Origin of the sequence: Pseudonocardia hydrocarbonoxydans (genome assembly GCF_006539565.1) — a bacterium.
In the GTDB taxonomy this organism is placed as follows: domain Bacteria; phylum Actinomycetota; class Actinomycetes; order Mycobacteriales; family Pseudonocardiaceae; genus Pseudonocardia; species Pseudonocardia hydrocarbonoxydans.
The window spans coordinates 12,905-33,138 of the sequence record NZ_BJNG01000005.1 but is presented as its reverse complement, the minus strand read 5'-3'; the positions used below and the strand labels follow the sequence as shown (position 1 = coordinate 33,138).

The 20,234-nt window shown below is 75.4% G+C and carries 15 protein-coding genes and 2 pseudogenes; 9 read left to right on the top strand and 8 right to left on the bottom strand.

Annotated elements, in window-relative coordinates:
* The first annotated feature begins 36 nt into the window (after positions 1-36).
* From PHY01_RS02855 to PHY01_RS02835, 5 genes and pseudogenes are all read left to right on the top strand, one after another.
* Complete coding sequence (locus tag PHY01_RS02855) at positions 37-1,773, top strand: DEAD/DEAH box helicase (RefSeq protein ID WP_246085657.1); 1,737 nt, start codon at positions 37-39, stop codon at positions 1,771-1,773.
* A 46-nt stretch (positions 1,774-1,819) separates the two neighbouring features.
* Positions 1,820-3,238 carry a hypothetical protein gene (locus PHY01_RS02850; protein ID WP_141276726.1) on the top strand — a complete coding sequence of 473 codons (1,419 nt, stop codon included), beginning with the start codon at positions 1,820-1,822 and terminating at the stop codon, positions 3,236-3,238.
* A gap of 36 nt (positions 3,239-3,274) precedes the next feature.
* Positions 3,275-4,201, top strand: a pseudogene (locus tag PHY01_RS02845) (MFS transporter); the annotation flags it as partial.
* A gap of 333 nt (positions 4,202-4,534) precedes the next feature.
* On the top strand, positions 4,535-6,208 hold the full coding sequence (ilvD, locus tag PHY01_RS02840; protein WP_141276723.1) for a dihydroxy-acid dehydratase: 1,674 nt from the start codon (positions 4,535-4,537) through the stop codon (positions 6,206-6,208).
* 54 nt (positions 6,209-6,262) lie between these two features.
* Positions 6,263-6,781 (top strand): hypothetical protein, encoded by a 519-nt coding sequence (locus PHY01_RS02835; protein WP_141276720.1) that lies wholly within the window; start codon positions 6,263-6,265, stop codon positions 6,779-6,781.
* 19 nt (positions 6,782-6,800) lie between these two features.
* Here the strand turns inward: PHY01_RS02835 and PHY01_RS02830 are convergent, their stop codons facing one another.
* The gene (locus tag PHY01_RS02830) at positions 6,801-7,118 is read right to left on the bottom strand and encodes a putative quinol monooxygenase (RefSeq protein WP_141276717.1); all 318 of its coding nucleotides are present in this window, start codon (positions 7,116-7,118) and stop codon (positions 6,801-6,803) included.
* Positions 7,119-7,222: 104 nt separating this feature from the next.
* Here PHY01_RS02830 and PHY01_RS02825 point away from each other — a divergent pair, with 104 nt between their 5' ends.
* On the top strand, positions 7,223-8,143 hold the full coding sequence (locus PHY01_RS02825) for an alpha/beta hydrolase (protein WP_141276715.1): 921 nt from the start codon (positions 7,223-7,225) through the stop codon (positions 8,141-8,143).
* Positions 8,144-8,183: 40 nt separating this feature from the next.
* Here the strand turns inward: PHY01_RS02825 and PHY01_RS02820 are convergent, their stop codons facing one another.
* From PHY01_RS02820 to PHY01_RS02795, 6 genes are all read right to left on the bottom strand, one after another.
* Positions 8,184-9,638 carry an ABC transporter ATP-binding protein gene (locus PHY01_RS02820; protein ID WP_141276712.1) on the bottom strand — a complete coding sequence of 485 codons (1,455 nt, stop codon included), beginning with the start codon at positions 9,636-9,638 and terminating at the stop codon, positions 8,184-8,186.
* Positions 9,635-10,522, bottom strand: coding sequence for an ABC transporter permease (locus tag PHY01_RS02815; protein WP_246085656.1), 888 nt, complete (start codon positions 10,520-10,522; stop codon positions 9,635-9,637). Before PHY01_RS02815 ends, PHY01_RS02820 begins: the two co-directional genes overlap by 4 nt.
* Positions 10,519-11,448, bottom strand: a complete 930-nt coding sequence (locus tag PHY01_RS02810) for an ABC transporter permease (protein WP_218029980.1) — start codon at positions 11,446-11,448, stop codon at positions 10,519-10,521. The genes PHY01_RS02815 and PHY01_RS02810 overlap by 4 nt, the downstream gene beginning before the upstream one ends.
* 1 nt (position 11,449) lies before the next feature.
* Positions 11,450-13,024, bottom strand: a complete 1,575-nt coding sequence (locus tag PHY01_RS02805; protein ID WP_141276711.1) for an ABC transporter substrate-binding protein — start codon at positions 13,022-13,024, stop codon at positions 11,450-11,452.
* A gap of 139 nt (positions 13,025-13,163) precedes the next feature.
* Entirely contained in the window at positions 13,164-13,784 is a 621-nt protein-coding gene (locus PHY01_RS02800) for a response regulator (protein WP_141276708.1), read from the bottom strand.
* A complete protein-coding gene (locus PHY01_RS02795) occupies positions 13,781-15,151 on the bottom strand; it encodes a sensor histidine kinase (protein WP_141276705.1) in 1,371 nt (456 codons plus the stop codon). Before PHY01_RS02795 ends, PHY01_RS02800 begins: the two co-directional genes overlap by 4 nt.
* 393 nt (positions 15,152-15,544) lie before the next feature.
* On the opposite strand from PHY01_RS02795, the gene PHY01_RS26155 reads away from it, so the two are divergent.
* Both PHY01_RS26155 and PHY01_RS02785 read left to right on the top strand, forming a co-directional pair.
* Positions 15,545-16,663: a hypothetical protein gene (locus tag PHY01_RS26155; protein ID WP_170183611.1), complete on the top strand. Its 1,119-nt coding sequence runs from the start codon at positions 15,545-15,547 to the stop codon at positions 16,661-16,663.
* Positions 16,664-16,700: 37 nt separating this feature from the next.
* Positions 16,701-18,173 (top strand): ABC transporter transmembrane domain-containing protein, encoded by a 1,473-nt coding sequence (locus tag PHY01_RS02785; protein ID WP_170183610.1) that lies wholly within the window; start codon positions 16,701-16,703, stop codon positions 18,171-18,173.
* A 7-nt stretch (positions 18,174-18,180) separates the two neighbouring features.
* Here PHY01_RS02785 and PHY01_RS02780 read toward each other — a convergent pair whose 3' ends face one another.
* Positions 18,181-18,876, bottom strand: coding sequence for a DsbA family oxidoreductase (locus tag PHY01_RS02780; RefSeq protein WP_141276694.1), 696 nt, complete (start codon positions 18,874-18,876; stop codon positions 18,181-18,183).
* Positions 18,877-18,980: 104 nt separating this feature from the next.
* Here PHY01_RS02780 and PHY01_RS02775 point away from each other — a divergent pair.
* Positions 18,981-19,706 (top strand): annotated as a pseudogene (locus PHY01_RS02775) (maleate cis-trans isomerase family protein); the annotation flags it as partial.
* Positions 19,707-20,234 lie beyond the last annotated feature (528 nt).

Here is a 20,234-nt window from a genome sequence, read left to right as displayed (position 1 = left end):
CGACGTGTGCCCGCCGACTGCGACGAAAGCTGATCCTTGTCTCTGAACGAGCACGCGCTCGACCTGCCCCTGTTCTCCGACCTCCCGCTGCGCGCGGAACTGCTGGCCGTCGTCGACGAGCTCGGCTACACCCGGCCGAGCCCGATCCAGGCCGAGGCCATCACCCCGCTGGTGGAGGGCCGCGACCTGCTCGGCCAGGCCGCCACCGGCACCGGCAAGACCGCGGCGTTCGCGCTGCCGATGCTGGAGCGCCTCACCGACCTGCGCCCGGCGCGTGAGCGCGGCGCGGCCCCGTTCGGCCTGATCCTGGCCCCCACCCGCGAGCTCGCGCTGCAGGTGTCCGAGGCCGTCACCCGCTACGGGGCACGGCTGCACACCCGCGTGCTCACCGTCTACGGCGGCGCGCCCGTCGGCCCCCAGCTCAAGGGCCTGCACCAGGGCGTCGACGTCGTCGTGGCCACCCCGGGCCGCGCGATCGACCTGATGAACCGCGGCGCGCTCAAGCTCCAGGACCTGGAGATGGTCGTCCTCGACGAGGCCGACGAGATGCTCGACATGGGCTTCGTCGAGGAGATCGAGACGCTGCTCGACGCCACCCCCGACACCCGCCAGGTGGTGCTTTTCAGCGCCACCATGCCGCGCCGCATCGAGACCCTCGCGCAGAAGTACCTGCGCGAGCCGGTCACCGTGCGGATCGCCCGCGAGGAGGCCGTCGAGGGCGAGGCGCCGCAGGTGCGCCAGACCGCGTACCTGGTGCCGCGCACGCACACCACCGCCGCGCTCGGGCGCGTGCTGGAGGCCGAGCGGCCCAAGGCGGCCATCGTCTTCTGCCGCACCCGCCTCGACGTCGACGCCGTCACCGAGACCCTGACCGGCCGCGGCCTGCGCGCCGAGGCGCTGCACGGGGGCATGGACCAGGAGCACCGCACCCGCGTGGTGGAGCGGCTGCGCAGCGGGCGCACCGAGCTGCTCGTCGCCACCGACGTCGCGGCCCGCGGCCTGGACATCGACCTGCTCACCCACGTCGTCAACCACGACGTGCCGCAGAGCTCCGAGGCCTACGTGCACCGCATCGGCCGCGTGGGCCGGGCGGGGCGCGAGGGCGTCGCGATCACGCTGGCGCCGCCGTCGAAGGTGTACGCGCTGCGCAACGTCGAGCGGCTCACCGGCCAGACCATCGAGATGGCGCCGGTGCCCACCGCGGCCGACCTGCGTGCGGCCCGGCTGGAGCGCACCCGCGAGGCGCTGCGTGCGGAGCTGGAGACCGGCACCCCCGACGCGACCGACGGCGTCGACGCGATGATCGCCGGGCTGGCCGAGGACTTCGACCCGGCCCACGTGGCGGCCGCGGCGATCCGGCTGATGACCGCCGCGGCGGGCTCGCCCGACGACGGCGAGGACATCCCCGTCGTGAGCGCCCCCCGCTCGGGCGCCCGTGACGCGCGCGGACCGCGGGAGACCCGCGGGCGGGGCGGGGCGGCCGGCACGCGCGCCCCGAAGGCCGGCACCACCCGGCTGTTCGTCAACGCGGGCCGCGCCAGCGGCGTGCGCCCGCAGGACATCGTGGGCGCGCTGGCCAACGAGTCGAACCTGACCGGGCGCGACATCGGGGCCATCCAGATCCACGAGCGGCACGCCCTCGTCGAGATCCCGGAGCACGCGGCCGACGACGTCCTGCGCAGCCTGCGCGGCACCACCACCCTCAAGGGACGCCGGGCCAACGTGCGCCGCGACCGCGGCTTCGCGGGCGCCGGTGCGGGGCATCGGGACTAACCGCACTACGACGAACGGACCAGTGCCGCTCTGCTAGTTTCGCCCGATGCGGGCGCGGACGGCGGTGGCGGCGCTGGCCGCGCTCACGACCTGGGCCACCGCGGCCGGGTGCTCGGCCGTCGTGCCGGGCACCGGGTCACCGGCCCGCGACGTGCCCGTGGCCGGCCTGGCCTTCGGCGACGGGCAGCGGATGCTCGCCGAGCAGATGGCGATCTTCCGCACCTGGGACGTGTGCGCCGTGCACGACGTCGCCGCGGCCGAGCGGCGCACCGGCGCCGTCGCCTTCGCGGTGCGACCGGTGCGGGGCTACGACGGTTGCGAGATCGCGCTGGAGACGGCCGACGACGGTGCCCTGTCCTACGTCACCGTCGAGGTGACGGAGATCGTGCCCGGCCCAGGCACCCCGCCGAAGGCCGAGGGGGGCAGGTACGTGCCGGTCGCCCCCGCCGCGGCGGCCCAGGGCCGTCCGGAGTGCGGGTACGGGCGCGAGGTCGCGCTCGGCTGGGGTGTCGTGGTGCGCGGTGAGGTCGCCGACGACGCCGCCGCGTCCTGCGTGCTGGCCGGTGGGTACCTCGCCGACGTCGCCGCCCGCATCGAGGACCCCCCGCTGCGGTCCGCGGCCGGCACCGACCCGGCGTTCGCGCTCGGCGGGCAGGACCCGTGCGCCGTGCTCGCCGCCCTCGCCCCGGACGCCGGGGACGCCACCGTCGAGGGCCCCCGGGCCTGCGCGGTCCCGGGCGTCGAGGTGGCGTTCGGGCTGGCCCAGGTCGAGGTGGACGTCGAGGGCGTGGCCTCGATGCGGCCCGACGGCCGCGTCGAGGTCGTCGACGACGCCCCGGACGGCTGCACGGTGACCCGGCAGGCCGGCGACACCACGCTGCTCGCCCCGTCGCTGCCCTACCTGTTCCGCGAGACCCTCGCCGTCACCGCCGCGGACTGCGCCACCGCCCGCGCCGGGGTCGACTCGGCGGTGCTGCCCGGTCCGGCCGTCCCGGCGCCGGGCGCGCTCACGCTGGGCTCGCTGGAGGGCTTCCCCACGGCGGAGGACGTGGGCGCCCCGTTCGACCCGTGCTCGACGGTCGGCTGGTCGGCCTTCCCCGCCGGGGTGCGGCCGCCGGGGATCGATCCGCGCCCGTTCCCGTCACCGGTCGACACCGGCACGCTCTACCGGGTCGGCTGCGACTACTCCTCCGACGCCCTGACCGCCGTCCTGAGCTGGGGCCCCGCCGTGGGCACCTACAGCACGGACCCGGCGGCGCGGCCGGGCGTCGCCACCCAGTTCGCCGGGCGGCCGGGGTTGGAGCACCGGGCCGAGCCCGCGGCGGGGCAGGCGCCGCTGTGCCTGTCGACGATGCAGGTCGGCAACGGCATCGCCGGGGTCGTCACCCTCGCCAGGGAGACCACGGCCGACCTGTGCGCGGTCAACCGCGGCGTACTGGAGACGCTGGCGCCACTGGTGTCCTGAGTTGTCGGCGCCCACCGCCGGGGGTAGGCAGTGCGGATGGCCGACGATGCCCTGCTGTCCTCGGCGGTGCGGCGCGCGATGTGGCGGTTGCTGCCGTTCCTCGGGTTCTGCTACCTGCTGAACTACCTCGACCGCGTCAACGTCGGGTTCGCGGCGCTGCGGATGAACCCCGACCTCGGGCTCTCCGCCGCGGCCTACGGGCTGGGTGCCGGGCTGTTCTTCGTCGGCTACTTCTTCTTCGAGGTGCCGAGCAACGTGATCCTGCACCGGGTCGGGGCCCGGCTGTGGATCGCGCGGATCATGGTGACCTGGGGGATCATCGCCTCCGCCACCGCGTTCGTCACCGACGAGATCGGCTTCTACGCCGTGCGGTTCCTGCTCGGCGTGGCCGAGGCCGGGTTCTTCCCCGGGATCATCCTGTACCTGACGTACTGGTTCCCCCGCGCACAGCGCGCGCGGGTCGTGGCGCTGTTCTTCCTCGCCGTACCCCTGTCGACGGTGCTCGGCGCCCCGATCTCGACGTTGCTCATCGAGAACGGCGACGGCGTGCTCGGGTTCGAGCAGGGCTGGCGGTTCATGTTCTTCGCCGAGGGGATCCCCGCGGTACTGGCCGGGTTCCTGGTGCTGGTGCTGCTGCCCGACCGCCCGACGCGGGCCCGCTGGCTCACCCGCGACCAGGCCCGCGCCCTGGAGGCGGTGATCGCCGCCGAGGACACCGCGCAGGTGCCGGAGACCACCGGCCTGCGCGACGCGCTGCGCGACGGCCGGGTGATGGCGCTGTCGGTCGTCTACTTCGGGGTGGTGTTCGGGCTCTACGTGCTGGCGTTCTTCCTGCCGCAGGTGGTGTCGGACCTGCAGGAGCAGTTCGGCGTGCGGTTCTCGCTGGTCCAGATCGGGCTGATCACCGCGGTGCCGTACGTGGTGGCGTCGGTGGTGATGGTGCTCAACGCCCGGCACTCCGACGCCACGGGGGAGCGGGCGTGGCACGTCGCCGGGCCGGCGTTCGTCGGGGCGGCGGGGGTGGCCGTGCGGGGTGTTCGCGGCGATCCCGGTGATCTGGCAGATCCCGCCGGCGTTCCTGACCGGCGTCGGCGCGGCCGCGGGCATCGCGCTGATCAACTCCTTCGGCAACCTGTCCGGGTTCGTCGGGCCGTACCTGACGGGGTGGCTCCAGGGGATCACGGGCGACTTCCGGGCGGGCATGTTGGTCGTCGCCGGGTTCATGGTGCTGTCCGGTGTGGTGGTGCTCGTCGTCGCCAGGAAAGCTGTAGGTCCCACGACGTCTGGAGCCCGTGCATGACCGACATCAAGCCCCGTTCCCGCGAGGTCACCGACGGCATCGAGCGCACCGCCGCCCGGGGCATGCTCCGCGCGGTCGGGATGCGCGACGAGGACTTCGGCAAGCCCCAGATCGGCATCGCGTCGAGCTGGAACGAGATCACCCCGTGCAACCTGTCGTTGCAGCGCCTGGGCCTCGCCGCGAAGGAGGGCGTGCACCGGGCGGGCGGGTTCCCGATGGAGTTCGGCACGATCTCGGTCTCCGACGGGATCTCGATGGGCCACGTCGGGATGCACTGGTCGCTGGTGTCGCGCGAGGTCATCGCCGACTCCGTGGAGACCGTGGTGCAGGCCGAGCGGCTCGACGGCACGGTGCTGCTCGCAGGCTGCGACAAGAGCCTGCCCGGGATGCTCATGGCGGCCGCGCGGCTCGACCTCGCCGCGGTCTTCCTCTACGCCGGGTCGATCATGCCCGGGTACGTGGGGGAGCGGGAGGTGACGATCGCCGACGCGTTCGAGGCCGTCGGGGCGTGCGCGCGCGGGCTGATCACCCGCGAGGAGGTCGACGCCATCGAGCGCGCGATCTGCCCCGGCGAGGGCGCGTGCGGGGGCATGTACACCGCCAACACGATGGCCTCCGCCGCCGAGGCGCTGGGGATGGCACTGCCCGGCTCGGCCAGCCCGCCCGCGGTCGACCGGCGCCGTGACGGCATCGCCCGCGCGTCCGGCGAGGCGGTCGTCGGGATGATCGAGAAGGGCATCACCGCCCGGCAGATCCTCACCAAGCCGGCGTTCGAGAACGCGATCGCCGTCGTCATGGCGTTCGGCGGGTCCACCAACGCGGTGCTGCACCTGCTGGCCATCGCCGCGGAGGCCGGGGTGCCGCTGGAGCTGGCCGACTTCACCCGGATCGGCGACCGGGTGCCGCACCTGGCCGACGTCAAGCCGTTCGGGGCCCACGTGATGTCCACCGTCGACCGGGTCGGCGGCGTGCCCGTCGTCATGAAGGCGTTGCTCGACGCGGGGCTGCTGCACGGCGACGTGCTCACCTGCACCGGATCCACCGTGGCCGAGAACCTCGCCGTGATCGACCCGCCCGACCTCGACGGGGAGATCCTGCGCGCGCTGTCGGACCCGATCCACCCCACCGGGGGCATCACGATCCTGCACGGTTCGCTCGCCCCCGACGGCGCCGTCGTCAAGAGCGCGGGTTTCGACTCGTCGCGCTTCGAGGGCACCGCGCGGGTCTTCGACGGCGAGCAGGGCGCGATGGACGCCGTGCCCCACCTGCAGCCCGGGGACGTCGTCGTCATCCGGTACGAGGGGCCGCGCGGCGGTCCCGGGATGCGCGAGATGCTCGCCGTGACCGGCGCGATCAAGGGTGCGGGCCTGGGCAAGGATGTGCTGCTGCTCACCGACGGCCGGTTCTCCGGGGCCACCACGGGGCTGTGCGTGGGGCACGTCGCTCCCGAGGCCGTCGACGGCGGGCCGATCGCGCTCGTCCGCGACGGCGACGGGGTGGTGCTGGACATGGCCTCGCGCACGCTCGACCTGCTCGTCGACGACGCGGAGCTGGCCCGGCGCCGCGAGGGCTGGTCGCCGCCCGCCCCCACCCCCGAGCTGCGCCGCGGGGTGCTGGGCAAGTACGCGAAGCTCGTCGGGTCCGCGGCGCAGGGTGCGGTCTGCTCGTAGGAGCCGCGGCCGGTGGATGTGCACCGCCGGGCGGGGGCTGCCTAGGGTGGCGGCATGACGGACGAGCGTGGGGCCCGGGAGATCGCGCAGGCCGCCGAGGCGATCGGCGACCTGCTCCAGCGCGCGGTCGAGGCCACGCTGGAGGAGCCGGCCCCCGAGCCGGCGCGCCAAGCCGCGGCGCAGCTCTACGACGTCGACTCCCGCGCCGTGCCCGAGAGCGACAACGGGCCCGCACAGCTGATGGCCACCCTCACGCTGGTGCGGCTGCTGAGCCTGGTCCGCGAGGCGACCCCCGACCGTCCGGAGCGGGTCGAGGAGGTGCTCGGCTGGATCGGCACCGCGATGGGCAAGCGGTACGCGGCGCGGGCGCGCTACGTCGCCGGGGTATTGGAGAGCGAGGCCGCGACGGCCGACGTGCCGGGCGTGCGGCAGGTGCTGATGACGGAGTTCGTGCCGTCGCTGGTGTGGCTGCTGGCCGGGTCGGTCGCCGTACTGGGCACCGGTGACGCCGGCTGGCTGCGCGAGCTGGAGGCGGGCACCCCGACGACGGCCAGCTTCCTCACCGGGAGCTGACCGCCTGCCGGGGGACGTCTCAGGCGATGCGGTCCAGCGGGGTGATCACCAGGTCGCCGTCGAGCAGCTCCGGGATCAGGGGCAGCGCGGCCTGCAGGTGCGGGGTGGCCAGGTGGGCGTCGAGCGAGGCCTGGTCCGTCCAGTGCTCGACGAAGACGAACACCGACGGGTCCTGCGTGCCGCGGTGCAGGGCGTAGGTGACGCAGTCGGCCTCGGCGCGGGTGGGGGCGATCAGGCCCTCCAGCACCTCCTGGAGCTCCTGCTCCCGGCCCGCCTTCGCGCGCATGGTGGCGACGACGGTGAGCAGGCTGCGGTTCTCGTCGGTGGGGATCGACACGGGTACTCCTTCGGGTTCGGCACAGGACGCTGATCACCGTAGCGACGGGTGCGGCCGGTAGCGTCCCGGCGACAGGATGTGTCGCACAGCACGGAGGAGCGCGGATGGTCACCGAGACCGGGTTCGACAGTCACGGCACGCGGTGCGCGGCCTGGTACCTGCGGGCCGGGTCCGACGCGCTCACCGGCCCCCGCGGCCGCCCGTGCGTGGTGATGGGCCACGGGTTCGGGGCCACGCGGGACGCGGGGCTGCTGCCGTTCGCGGAGCGGTTCGCCGAGGCGGGTGCCGACGTGCTGGTGTTCGACTACCGCGGCTACGGCACCTCCGACGGCACCCCGCGCCAGAACGTGTGGCACGCCCGGCACCGCGAGGACTACCACGCGGCGATCGCGCACGCCCGCGGCCTCGACGGCGTCGACGCCGACCGCATCGTGCTCTGGGGAAGCTCCTACTCCGGCGGCCACGTGGTGCCGGTGGCGGCGAAGGACGGGCAGGTCGCCGCGGTGATCTCCCAGGGCGCGGCGATGGACGGCCTCGCGGCGCTGCTGGAGATCGGCCGCTACGCCGGGATCGGGCAGCTGCTGAAGCTGACCGGACACGCGCTGCGCGACATCGCCGGTGCGCTGCTGGGCCGCGAGCCGCACCTCATCCCGGTGGTGGGCCCGCCCGGCTCGCTGGCCGCGATCACCGCCGAGGGGGCCGAGACCGGCTACCGCTCGATCATGGGCCCGACCTTCCGCAACGAGATGTGCGCCCGCGGCGCGCTGCTCATCCCGCTCAACCGGCCGGTGACGGCGGCGTCGCGGCTGCGGGCGCCGATCTTCCTGGTGGTGGCGGCCGACGACAACATCGCCCCGCCCGCCGCCGTCCGCGCGGTGGCGGCGAAGGCGGGGGCGGGCTCGGAGATCCTGGAGCTCCCGTCGGGGCACTTCGACATCTACTCCGGGGAGATGTTCGAGCGCTCCGCCGCCGCGCAGGTCGCGTTCCTGCAGCGCACGCTCCGGGTCGGGGCGGCAGCGGGCTGATCAGGGCACCGTCGGGCGGGCGACGAGCAGCAGCACGCGCTCAGACGGGGGCATCGCGGAGGGCTCCGTCCTCGGTGAGGTGGCCGGCGTCCATGGTGACGACGCGGTCGGCGTACCCGCCCAGGCGCGGCGCGTCGTGGCTGACGACGAGCAGCGCTGCCCCGGCGTCGGCGATCTCGCGCAGCAGGGCGGTGATCGCGGCGGCGCTCGCCACGTCGAGGCTCGCGGTGGGCTCGTCGGCGATCAGCAGGGCGGGGCGGGCGGCGAGGGCGCGGGCCACGGCGACACGCTGGGCCTGCCCGACCGACAGTGATCCGGGCAGCCGGTCGACGTCGATGTCGCCGAGCCCGACGCGTTCCAGCGCCTCCGTCGCGAGCGCGCGGCGGGCCCGGCGTGAGTGCCGCTCGCCGCGCGCCAGAGCAGGTTCGGTGAGCGTGCGCCACAGCGCCCAGCGCCGGTCCAGGCTCGCAACCGGGTCCTGGAAGATCGGCATGACGAAGCCGGGGCGCAGCCGGCCGTCGCCCGCGCCGAGGCGCACCGTGCCGGTGTCCGGTCGTTCCATGCCGCCGATCAGCCGCGCGAGCGTCGACTTCCCGGACCCGGACCGCCCCACGATGCCGACGATCTCGCCCGCGGCCACGGTGAGCGTCGCGTCCTCGACGGCGGTGACGTCGCCGTAGCGCCGTGAGACGCCGTCGGCCCGCGCCACCGGCGCACCGGGCGCCGCGGCCGGGGCGGCCCGCGGCACCACCGTCGCCGCGGCCACGAGCTCGCGGGTCTCGGGCGCGGTGGGGGAGCGCAGCACCCTCGCGGCCGGCCCCGTCTCGACGGCCGCGCCGTCGGCGAGCACCAGCGTCGAGTCGGTGTGCCGGGCGACGAGCGCGAGGTCGTGGCTGATCAGCAGCAGCGCGCCGCAGGTGCGCCGCACGAGGTCGAGGACGTCGTCGGCGAGCTCGGCGTCCAGCGCGCTGGTGGGCTCGTCGGCGAGGGTGAGCAGCGGAGCGTGCGCGGTGGCGGCCACCAGCGTCGCCCGCTGCAGCATGCCGCCCGACCACTGGTGCGGGTGCTGCAGGGCGCGCCGACCGCCGTCCGGGATGCCGACGCCGTCCAGCGCGGCGGAGACGGCCCCGTCGGGTGGGCGCCTGCGGTGCACGGCCCACGCCTCGGTGACGTGGTGGCCGACGGTGCGCAGCGGGTCGCACGCGGCGTAGGGGTCCTGCGGCACGTACCCGGCGACGAGTCCGCGCACCGCCCGCAGCACGGCCTCCGGCGCGCCCAGTACCTCCTGTCCGCCGACCCGGATGCTCCCGGTGACCCGGGTCCGCGGCGGGAGCAGCCCTAGCACCGCGCGAACCAGCGTGGTCTTGCCGCTGCCGGACCGGCCGACGACGGCCCAGCGCTCGCCGGCGCCGACCGTCAGGCTCACGGCGTCGAGCGCGCGGTGGCCGTCCGGGTAGGTCACCGTGAGCGCGTCGACGACGAGCGGGTCCGTCACGTGCGCCGCCCCGGGTCGGTGACGTCGCGCAGCGCGTCGCTGACGAGGGTGGCCGCGGTGATCGACAGGATCAGTCCGAGCCCGGGCCCGACCAGCTGCCACGGCGCGTACGCGAACGTCTCGCGGCCGGTGGAGAGCATGTTGCCCCACTCCGCGGTGGGCGGCTGCGCCCCGAGCCCGAGGAACGACAGGCTGCCGAGCAGCAGGACGATCTCGGCGAGCCCGAGCGTGGCCGCGACCAGCACCTGCGACGCCGTCGCGGGCAGGACGTGTCCGAGTGCGAGCCGCAGCGGCCGGACCCCGGCCATCCGGGCGGCGATGACGTCGGGCCGCTGCGCGCTGCCGCGCGCGACGCTGCGGGCGAGCCGGGCGAGCGGGGCCCAGGTCGTCGCCGACATCGCCAGCACCAGGTTCCAGAACCCGGGCCCGAGCACCCCGATCACGGCGAGCGTCAGCACGACCGTGGGCAGCCCGAGCAGGATGTCGGTGAACCGGGTGAGGACGGTGTCGAGCCGGCCGCCCACCGCCCCACTGACCGTGCCGACGACCACCCCGACCACCGCGCAGAGCGTCATCACCAGCAGTGCGGCGCCCACCGACGTGCGGGCGGCCGCGATGCTGCGGGCGAGCAGGTCGCGTCCGGCCTGGTCGGTACCCAGCCAGTGCACCGGGCCGGGCGGGGCGAGCTGGTCGGCGTAGTCGGGCAGGTCGGGGTCGGCCGTGAACAGCGGGCCGAGCAGCGTGACGAGCGCGAGCAGCAGGGCCAGCGCGAGGCCGATCCGGGCGGCCGGGCGGCGCAGCAGCGCCCGCCACACCGCGCGCGGCACGGCCTGCGGCGCCACCTCGCGCACCGTGGCCGGGGTGAGTATCCCCAGCGCCGTCATCGTGTGCGCAGCCGTGGGTCGATCGTCGCGCACACCAGGTCGACGAGCAGGCTGGTGACGACGTAGGCGAGCACCGCCACCAGCGTGAACCCGACGACGACCGGCATGTCCCGGGCGTTGATCGCCTCCACGGTGTGCCGCCCGATGCCGGGCCAGGTGAACACGCTCTCCACGACCGGCGCTCCGCCGATCAGGCCCGCCGTGCCCAGACCGATCACGGTGAGGAACGGCGGAACGGCGTTGGGCAGCTCGTGCACCCGCAGCCGTCGCCACCGGCTCGACCCGCGGGCCGCGCTGACCCTCAGGTGCGACGCCGACTGCGCCTCCAGCAGGCTGGTGCGCAGCACCCGGGACCAGTAGGCGGCCGAGGCGAGCGCGAGCGTCACGGCCGGCAGGAACACCGTGGCCCAGGTTCCGTCGGCGATCACCCGCCCGAGCCCGGCGCGCACCACGAGCACGTCGAGGGCCAGCACGCCCAGCACGAAACCGGGCACCACCAGCATCCCCAGCGCCACCCCGCGGGAGGTCAGGTCAGGCCAGCGCCCCGGCGCAGCCGCGGCCGCGGCCCCGAGCAGCAGCGCGAGGACGACGGCGATCAGCAGCGCCGCCGCGGTGAGGCGCAGCGTGGCCGGGAGCCGGGTGGCGAACTCCTCCACCACGGGCCGCCCGGTGCGCCAGGAGATACCGAGGTCGCCGGTGAGCGCCCCGCCCGCCCAGCGCGCGAAGCGCTCCACGAGCGGGTCGTCCAGGCGCAGCTCCGCCCGGACCGCCGCGACCATCGGCGGGGTCGGCTCGCGCACGCCGCGGGCCTCCAGCACCCGCCGCGCCGGGTCGCCCGGTGTGACCGCCAGCATCCCGAAGATCAGGACGCTCGCCCCGCCGAGCGTCACCAGGGCCTGGCCGAACCGCCGGAGAACCGCCCGCACGTCAGCCGCTCGGCGCGGTGGTGGCGTCCACCCAGAGGTTGGAGATCGGCACCGGATACCCCTGCCACGCCGGTCCGGCGACCACGGCGGGCAGCCGGATGCCGAGGTAGCCCAGGTAGCCGTTCTCGGCCACCCGCTGCTGGATCCGGCGCAGCAGGTCGTCGCGGGCGGTGGTGTCCAGCTCGACGCCGAGCTGATCGATCAGCGCGTCGAGCTCCGGGTCGGCCACGCCGGTGTAGTTGCTCGGCCCGCCGGTGCGCAGCGAGTTGACCAGCGGCGTGACGTAGTCGCCGCCGAAGGAGATGAACCCGTTGCCCCGCACCGAGGCCTGCCAGCCGGTGGGCTGCTCGACGACCGAGGTGATGTCCGGGACCTGGGTGATGTCGACGGCCACGCCCTGCGTGGCGAGCTGGCTCTGCACGGCGAGCGCGAGGGTGTCGGAGTCGGGCTGCTGCGGGTAGGTGAGCATCGTGAACGTCAGCGGTGCGCCGTCACGGGTGCGGGGGCCGTCGCCCTCGCGGGTCCAGCCCGCCTGGTCGAGCAGGGCGCCGGCCTGCGCGGCGTCGGTGACCTGGGTCTTCTCCGCCCACGGTCGTGCGTCGTCGTAGAGGCCGATGGCGGGCGAGTACAGCCCGTTCATCACCTCGTCGGCCAGCTGGTCGTAGTCGACGGCCGCGTACACCGCGCGGCGCACCAGCGGGTCGTCGAACGGGGCCGCGCGCTGGTTGAACTCCAGCACGAACGTCGGCCCGGTCGGCTCGCCGGTGACGAAGTACGAGTCGCTGCGACCGTTCAGCGTCTGTGCCGAGGCCGTCGGCGGGTACAGCGCGATGTCGGCCTCGCCGGCCTGCACGGCCTGGATGCGCGCGGAGACCTCGGGCACGAACCGGACGGTCAGGTCCTCCAGCGCGGGGGCGCCGTCCCAGTAGGCCGGGTTCGGCGAGAGCTGCATCGACTCCCCGTCGAGGCTGTCGACGACGTACGGCGCGGTGAACAGTCCCGCCCCCACCAGGTCCGCAGCGGGCGCACCGGACGCGACGTGCGCCTGGTACGCCGCGACGTCGTAGACCGGCACCATCGACTCGTCGGCGAGCAGTGCGGGCACGTTCGGGGCCGGCCGCGTGGTGGTCAGCGTGGCCTCGAGCGGGCCGGTGGCGGCCACGGTGGCGCCGGGCAGCGCCGCGGCGAAGTCGGGGCTCCCGGTTAGCTGGTAGGTCAGCAGTGCGGCGAGCGCCTCCCCGTCGAGCACCGTGCCGTTCTGGAACGAGATGCCCTCGTTGAGGGTGAGCACCCAGGTGAGCGGCCCGGGGTTCTCGAGCCCGGACAGCACCCACGGGCTCGGCTCGCCGCCCCGTTCGGGCCGCATGAGCAGCTCGACGTAGCCGAACTCCGGGCCCCAGTAGCCGTTCTCCAGCGGGTCGAGGTCGTCGATGGCGAACCCGGTGGCCAGCGTCAGCGTCGCCGGTGCGGCTTCCCCGGGCGGCGCTGCACCACCGGTGGTGGCGCAGCCGGCGAGCAACAACGGCAGAGCAGCTGCGAGGACGGCTCGCCGGAGCGGGAGACGGGTCAGCTGCACGGGCACTCCATCGGGGTCAGGGGTGTCGTGTGATGCCGGGTGCGCCACAACATCAGAATACTTGTTCAGATGTTCATGTGTAAGGGCGGTCGCCCCGGAGCGGAGGCCACGGGTGACGGCGCCGGCCGGCCGGGCGCGCTCAGGACCTGCCGGTCAGGCCGTGGCGCTGGGCCCACATGGCCGCACTCGTCCGGTCGTTCACGCCCAGCTGCGCGAAGATGCTGGTCAGGTGCGCCTTGACGGTGTGCTCGGTGATGCCCAGTGCCCGCCCGATCTGCTTGTTGGCCAGACCGCGGGCCACCAGCGTCAGCACCTCCCGCTCCCGGGCGGACAGCTCGACCGCCACGGAACGGCGGGTGAGGATGGTCCGGGCGGCACGGGGGTCCATGGGCGACTCGCCCCGCGCCGCCGCCCGGACCGCCCGGATCAGCTCGTCGGGTTCGGCGTCCTTGAGCAGGTAGCCGATCGCCCCGGCCTCGATCGCGTCGACCACCATGTCCTCGTCCGCGAACGAGGTGAGGACGACCACCGCGACGTCGGGGAGCAGGTCCAGGATCCGGCGCGTCGCCTCGATGCCGGACATGCCGGGCATCGACAGGTCCATCAGCACCACCTGCGGTGCGAGGGGGACGGCGAGCTCCAGCGCCTGCTCGCCGCCCGCGGCGCCGCCGACGATCTCGATGTCGTCCGCGGTGGTGAGCAGCTGCTCCATGCCCAGGCGCAGCGCGTGGTGGTCGTCGACCAGCAGGACCCGGATCACGACGCCGGCACCGTGGCCCGCACCCGGGTGCCCGCACCGGGACCGGACTCGACCTCGACGTCGCCGTCGACCTCGAGGGCGAGGTCGCCGAGCAGGCGCAGCCCGAGGCGTGGGCGGCCGTCACCCGGGGCGTCCAGCCCGGCCGGGTCGAACCCGGCCCCGTCGTCGGTGACGGTGAGCACCAGCCGGTTCCCGGACCGTTCGAGCCGCACGTCGACCGCGGCGGCACCGGCGTGCGTGACGACGTTGCGCAGCGCCTCCTGCGCCACCCGGTAGAGGAACCGTTCCGCCGCCGCGCCCGCCGTGGCGCCGGTGGCGACGTCGACCGTGGCCGCGACCCGCCGGCCGCCCAGACCCGCCGCGAGGTCGGGCAACGCGGCCGCGAGGCCGGCCCGCCGCAGGTTGGGCGGGTAGATGTCGACGACCAGCGAACGCAGGGCGCGGATCGCGGCCCGCACGGCGTCCGCGGCACCGGCGAGGTTGCGGGCCTCGTCGGCGCACCCCTTCCGACCGGCGAGCACCGCCGTGCCGGACAGCGACACCGCGGTGGCGGCGAGGTCCTGGACCACACCGTCGTGCAGGTCGGCGGCGATCCGGCGGCGCTCGGTGTCCGAGGCGGCCAGGGCGTGGTCGAACATGCGCTCGCGTTCCTCGCGGGCCCACCGGGCCTGGCGGGACAGCCGGGCGGCCAGCGGGAGCTGGACGAGCTGGAGCAGGACCAGCCCGCCCACGGTGATCGGCAGGAACGTCGCCCAGACCTCCGCGGCCCGCTCGGACACCGAGCTCAGCGGCGTGTAGGCCTCGAAGAGCAGGACCTGACCGCCGGGGGTGCGGACCGGCACGTACGCCTCGAGGAGGACACCCAGCTCGCGTTCGAGTCCGTTCTCCTCCTTCGACAGGTCGCTGATCTCGGCCACGGCCTCGCCGGAGGCCAGCGCCTCCCGGGCGTCCTCGCCCAGCGCGAAGGCCCGGCCGGTCAGCCGCGGGTCGTCGGAGAACACGATGCGCCCCTGCGGGGTCCACAGCTTGACCCGCGTGAACAGGTCGGTCGTGAGGTGCTGCGACAGCGACCGGAGCACCTCCCGGGCGGCGGGGTCACCGGTCAGCAGCTCGTCGCGCAGCTGGGGCTCCACGGTGGTGCGGGCCACCGCGGTGGCCACCGCCCTGGCGTCGCGGACGGCCTCGGCGCGCGCGGCGGCCCGGCCCACCAGCGCCCCGCCCACGACGAGCAGCAGCCCGGTGGTCAGCCCCGCCAGCACGAACGTCAGCAGCGGGTGCCGGGGTTCGCGGCGGTGCGGAGCGCGCCCCGGCACCGCACGGGAGGCGGTGCGGGCGTGCGCCGCAGGCAGGGTGGGGGTGGGTGCCACGACCGCTCCTGACCAATCGTGTGGGGACCGGACGGGACGGCCCGGCCCGGTCGGCCCCGCGGCAGCGGAGTATGCCGTGTCCCGGGTCACCTGCGGAACCGCCGAGCCGTCAGGACGGGCCGGCCGTGGGGTCGTCGGCCCCGGTGCCCGCTGCGCCACCTCCCCGTACCGCCGGCCCGTGCTGGCCCAGGCCCGCGCCCCGGCCCGGTGGCCGCTGACGACTGCACGCATGGGACTCCTCGGCCGGTACGGACGGACCGGGCCACCGTCCCGTACGCCGGGTTGAGGTCTCAATCGGACGTCGGTCCTAGACCGCGGGCCGGGGGCGGCCCGCCGGTGCTACGACGATCGAGCAGTGGTGGCCGCGACCACGTCGCGACGACGCTGGCGGCCATGGCTCGCTACCTGTTCTGCGCGCACGACGGTGTCGGGCCGGGACACACCCGCCGCAACGCGCTGGTCGCCAGGGCCGTCCTCGCCCGCGACCCGGCCGCCCAGGTCACGATCGTCACCGGGCTGCCGCTGCACCCGAACTGGCTGGGCGACGACCCCCGGTTGCGGGTGGTGCGCGTGCCGGCGCTGATCGCGGACCCCGAGGGCGGCCACCGCACCCCGGACACGGGGTTGGAGCAGACGCTGGCGCGCCGTGCGGACACCGTCCTGGAGACCGTGCGGTCCGCCCGTCCGCACGTGGTGGTGGTGGACCGCCACCCCTTCGGAGTGGCGGGCGAGCTGCTGCCCGGCCTCGACGCGGCGGCCGCCGGTGGAGCGGCGCTGGTACTCGGCCTGCGCGACGTGCTCGACGAGCAGGCGACGGTGCGGGCCGAGCCGGCGGGCGGGGGCTGGTCCGGCGTGGCGCGGCGGTTCGACGAGGTGCTCGTCCACGGCGACCGGGTGCTATGCGACCACGAGGGGGAGTACGGCCTGCCGGTCGTTCCCCGGTACTGCGGCTGGGTCACCGAGGTGGCGGCCCCGCGCCGCCGCGACCCCCGGCTGCTGGCGGTGGCGGCGGGTGGGGGAGGGGACGGCGGGGCGGTGTTCCGCCTCGGGGCCGCCCTGGTCGCCCGGACCCCCGGGCTGCGCGCGGTGCTCGTCGCCGGCCCGTACGCCACCCGGACCGGGCCGGGCGGGCCGACCGTGGACCCGTCGGTCGCGGGCCGGCTGCGCCTGGTCCGGAACGCACCGGGTTGCGCGGAGACGTTCGCGGCCGCCGGGTCGGTGCTGCAGACGGCCGGGTACGACGCGACGGCCGAGGCACTGGCCGCCGGTCTGCGCCCGGTGCTCGTGCCGCGCCGCGGCCCCCGCCGCGGGCAGGCGGTCCGGGCGGCCCGGCTCGCCGGGCTCGGGCTCGCCGACGTCGTCGACGAGCACGCGGCCGTCGAGGAGGTCGCCCGGCTGCTGCGCGGGCCCCGGCTGCTGGCCCCGGGGGCCGTGGCCGTGGCGGGGATCACCCTGGACGGGGCCGCCCGCGCCGCGACGGTCCTCACGGCGCTGGTACCGGTGCCGGCGTGAGGGCTCCCGAGATGCTCCTCCCCACCGGGGCGCGGTCGTGACCGGCGTCGTCGCGGGGTTCCGCGGCTACCTGCGCCCCTACCGCAGGTCGCTGGTCATCGGCTCGCTGCTCACCCTCGCCGGGGTCGGGCTCGGCCTCGCGCAGCCGTGGCCGCTGCGGGCGGTCGTCGACGGCGTGCTGGTGCCCGGGCGGACGGGTGCGGAGGCCGCCCGTGGCCTGGCACTGGCGGTGGCCGCGCTGGTCGTGCTGGTCGTGGCGTCGGCCGGGGTCACCTACTGGGGTGCCCGGCTGCTCGCGGCGGCGGGCCTGCACGTCGCCAACGACATCCGGCTGGCCGTCCTCGCGCACCTGCACCGGCTGTCGCTGGCCTACCACGGGTCGCACCGGGTCGGTGACCTGTCCGCCCGGGTGACCAGCGACGTCGGCTACACCCAGGACATGCTGGTCCAGCTGCTGTCCGGGCTGGCCCCCAACCTGCTGCTCGTCGTGGGCATGTTCGCCGTGATGGTCGTGCTCGACCCGGTGTTCACCGCGCTGGCGGTGCTCGCCCTGCCGCTGCTGGTGCTGGTCACCCACCGGTCCCGGCAACGCCTGCGGCTCGCCGCGCGCAGGGTGCGCAAGGCCGACGGCGCGCTGGCCTCCGCGGCAAGCGAGGACCTCGCCGCGGTGCACCTGGTGCAGGCCTTCACCATGGAGGACGACCGGCTCGCCCGGTTCACCGGGCTCTCGCGCACCAGCCTGCGCGCCGGCCTGGACGCGGTGCGGCTGCAGTCCGGCCTCGCCCCGATGGTCGAGGTCGCCGCCGTCGTCTCCACCGCGACCGTCCTGTGGTTCGGGGCGTGGCGGGTCATCGACGGCCGGCTGACCCTCGGCGTGCTGCTGGTCTTCCTCAGCTACCTCGCGTCGCTGTACAAGCCGGTCCGGTCGCTGTCGAAGCTGTCCACGGTGCTGACCAAGGGGATGGCCGCGGCCGAGCGGATCCGGGACGTCCTGGACACCCCGGTCGAGGTCACCGACCGGCCGGGGTCCACGGTCCGCCCGGTCCGGGGCCGGATCGAGCTGCGGTCGGTCTCCTTCAGCTACGGCCGGGAACCGGTTCTCGACGAGCAGTTCCGGCGGATCGCCGACTCCCGCGAGGTCACCGAGGTCACCGTCGTGGCCGTGGTCAGCCCGCACGCGGCGGTGCCCTTCGCCAACGAGCTGACCCCCGGGCGCCACACCGACCCGACCGAGCTCAGCTTCCAGGCCGAGGCCGAGGCCGCCGTCGCGCTGGTGGCCGCCGTGTTCGACGGCTGGGGGCCGACGGTCCACCGGCAGGTGCGCAGCGGCTCACCCGCCACCGAGATCGTGCGGGCCGCCGAGGAGGTCTCGGCCGAGCTCGTGTCGCTCGCGGCCGGCGGGCGCGGCCTGACCTCGACCATCCTGCTGGGCAGCACCGCCTCCCGCGTGCAGCACTCCGCGCCCTGCCCGGTCCTGGTGTGCCGACCGCGGCGCCCGGCGGGCGGCTAGACCGGGCTCAGACGGCGCAGCTCCCGTCCGCGCAGCTCTCCCCGGCCGGGGTGAGCACCTGGAGCGGGTGGGCCTCGGCCCAGGCCGTCTCCAACACCTGGAGCAGGGCGTCGGCGGGCTGGGCGCCGGACACCCCGTACTTCGCGTCGACCACGAAGAACGGCACCCCGCTGATCCCGTAGGCGTGCGCCTGCCGCTCGTCGGCGCGAACCTCGTCGAGGAACCGGTCGCCGGCGAGCACGTCGCGGACCTCGGCTTCGTCCAGCCCGGCCTCGACGGCGAGGCGGGTCAGCGCGGCGTGGTCGCCGATCGGCTCCCGCTCGGCGACGTACGCGCGCAGCAGCCGCTCCTTCACCGCGTCCTGGATCCCGTGCTCCGCGCCGAGGTGGATGAGCCGGTGCGCGTCGACGGTGTTGCCGCCGCGGGCGTGCTCGAGGTCGAACTCCCACCCGTCGGCGGCGGCGGTGTCCGACATCTGCCGGATCATGCCCAGCGCCTGCTCGGGTGCGGTGCCGTACTTCGCGGCGAGGTGCTCGACGAGGGTGCCGCCGCGTTCCTGCGGTGCGCCGGGGTCGAGCTCGAAGCTGCGCCAGCGGACCGTCACCTCGTCGCGGTGCGCGAACCGCTCCAGCGCGGCCTCGAACCGGCGTTTGCCGATCGCGCACCACGGGCAGACGACGTCGGACCAGATCTCCACCTGCATGTGCGAGGTCAACCATCCGCGGGGCGATCGTGTTCCTCCCCGGCCGGGTGGTGTGTCACCCATCCGATACACAGCCGAAATGGAGTGGGCTCTACCGTGTGCGCATGCAGCAGGAGACCGGCGCGTTCCCGCCCCCCGACCCGGCCGGGGGGATCGGCGTGATCGTCCCCTTCGACTTCGCGCTCGACCGGGAGCTGTGGCGCTGGGTGCCGGAGCCGGTGGAGCTGCACCTGACGCGCACGCCGTTCGTCCCGTCGCCGGTCACGGCGGAGATGGCGCGGGCGATCAGCGATCCCGAGCCGGTCCGCAGCGCCACCCGCGACCTGCTCCATCCGGGCACCGGGGTCGTCGCCTACGCCTGCACCTCGGGCAGCTTCGTCGACGGCGTCGCGGGGGAGCGGGCGCTGCTCGACGTCATGCACGAGGCCGGCGCGCGGCACGCGCTGACCACCGCGGGCGCGCTGGTCTCCGCGCTCGGCGCGCTGGGGGCGGGCCGGGTGGCGATCGTGACGCCCTACGTCGACTCGCTCACCGAGCTGCTCGGCGCGTTCCTCGCCGCGCACGGCATCTCCTCGACGTCGGCGGTCGGGCTCGGCCTGCTCGGCCAGATCTGGCGCGTCTCCTACGACGAGGTGGTCGCCGCGGCCCGTGCGGCCGACCGTCCCGACGCCGAGGCCGTGTTCATCTCCTGCACCAACCTCGCCACCTACGACGTCATCGCCCCCCTGGAGCGCGAGCTCGGCAAGCCGGTGCTCACGGCGAACCAGGTGACGATGTGGGCCGCGCTGCAGGCGATGGGCGTGCCCGCGTACGGGCCCGGCCAGCGCCTGATCGCCCGCTCCGCGGCCGACGGGCCGCACCTGCGCGCCGTCCCGGACCCGGCACCGCTGCTGCGCCGCTCCGGCGGCTCGGCCACGCTGCACCGCGTCCGGGTCCGGCTGCCCGACGAGTCCGGTGCGCTCGCGCGCCTCGCCGAGGCCGTCGCGTCCGCCGGGGGCAACATCCTGGGGCTCTCGGTGCACGGGCAGGACTCGGAGTCCGTCGTCGACGAGCTGGTGGTCGGCGGCGCCACCGACCGCGACCTCCTCGCCGGTGCGGTCCGCGCGGCCGTCGGACGGGCGGCGGGCGCGGTGCTGGTCACCGAGGCCGACCCGCACGACCTCGTCGACGGTCAGACCCGCGCGCTGGACCTCGCCGCGCAGGCCGTGCAGACCGGTGACCCGGCGTCGGCGCTGGGCGCGCTGCTGCACGCCGACGCCGTGGACGTCGCCGACGAGGAGCCGGCCGCCGACGACGACCACGTCCTCGCCGTGCCCGCCCCCGGCGACGGCTGGCTGGTGGCACGCCGGTCGTGGGCC

Coding starts and splice junctions, on each gene's coding strand:
- PHY01_RS02815 (WP_246085656.1), bottom strand. CDS start 10,522: ATGACGGCGCTGGGGATACTCACCCCGGCCACGGTGCGCGAGGTGGCG.
- PHY01_RS26155 (WP_170183611.1), top strand. CDS start 15,545: ATGGCTCGCTACCTGTTCTGCGCGCACGACGGTGTCGGGCCGGGACAC.
- PHY01_RS02835 (WP_141276720.1), top strand. CDS start 6,263: ATGACGGACGAGCGTGGGGCCCGGGAGATCGCGCAGGCCGCCGAGGCG.
- ilvD (WP_141276723.1), top strand. CDS start 4,535: ATGACCGACATCAAGCCCCGTTCCCGCGAGGTCACCGACGGCATCGAG.
- PHY01_RS02850 (WP_141276726.1), top strand. CDS start 1,820: ATGCGGGCGCGGACGGCGGTGGCGGCGCTGGCCGCGCTCACGACCTGG.
- PHY01_RS02780 (WP_141276694.1), bottom strand. CDS start 18,876: ATGCAGGTGGAGATCTGGTCCGACGTCGTCTGCCCGTGGTGCGCGATC.
- PHY01_RS02825 (WP_141276715.1), top strand. CDS start 7,223: ATGGTCACCGAGACCGGGTTCGACAGTCACGGCACGCGGTGCGCGGCC.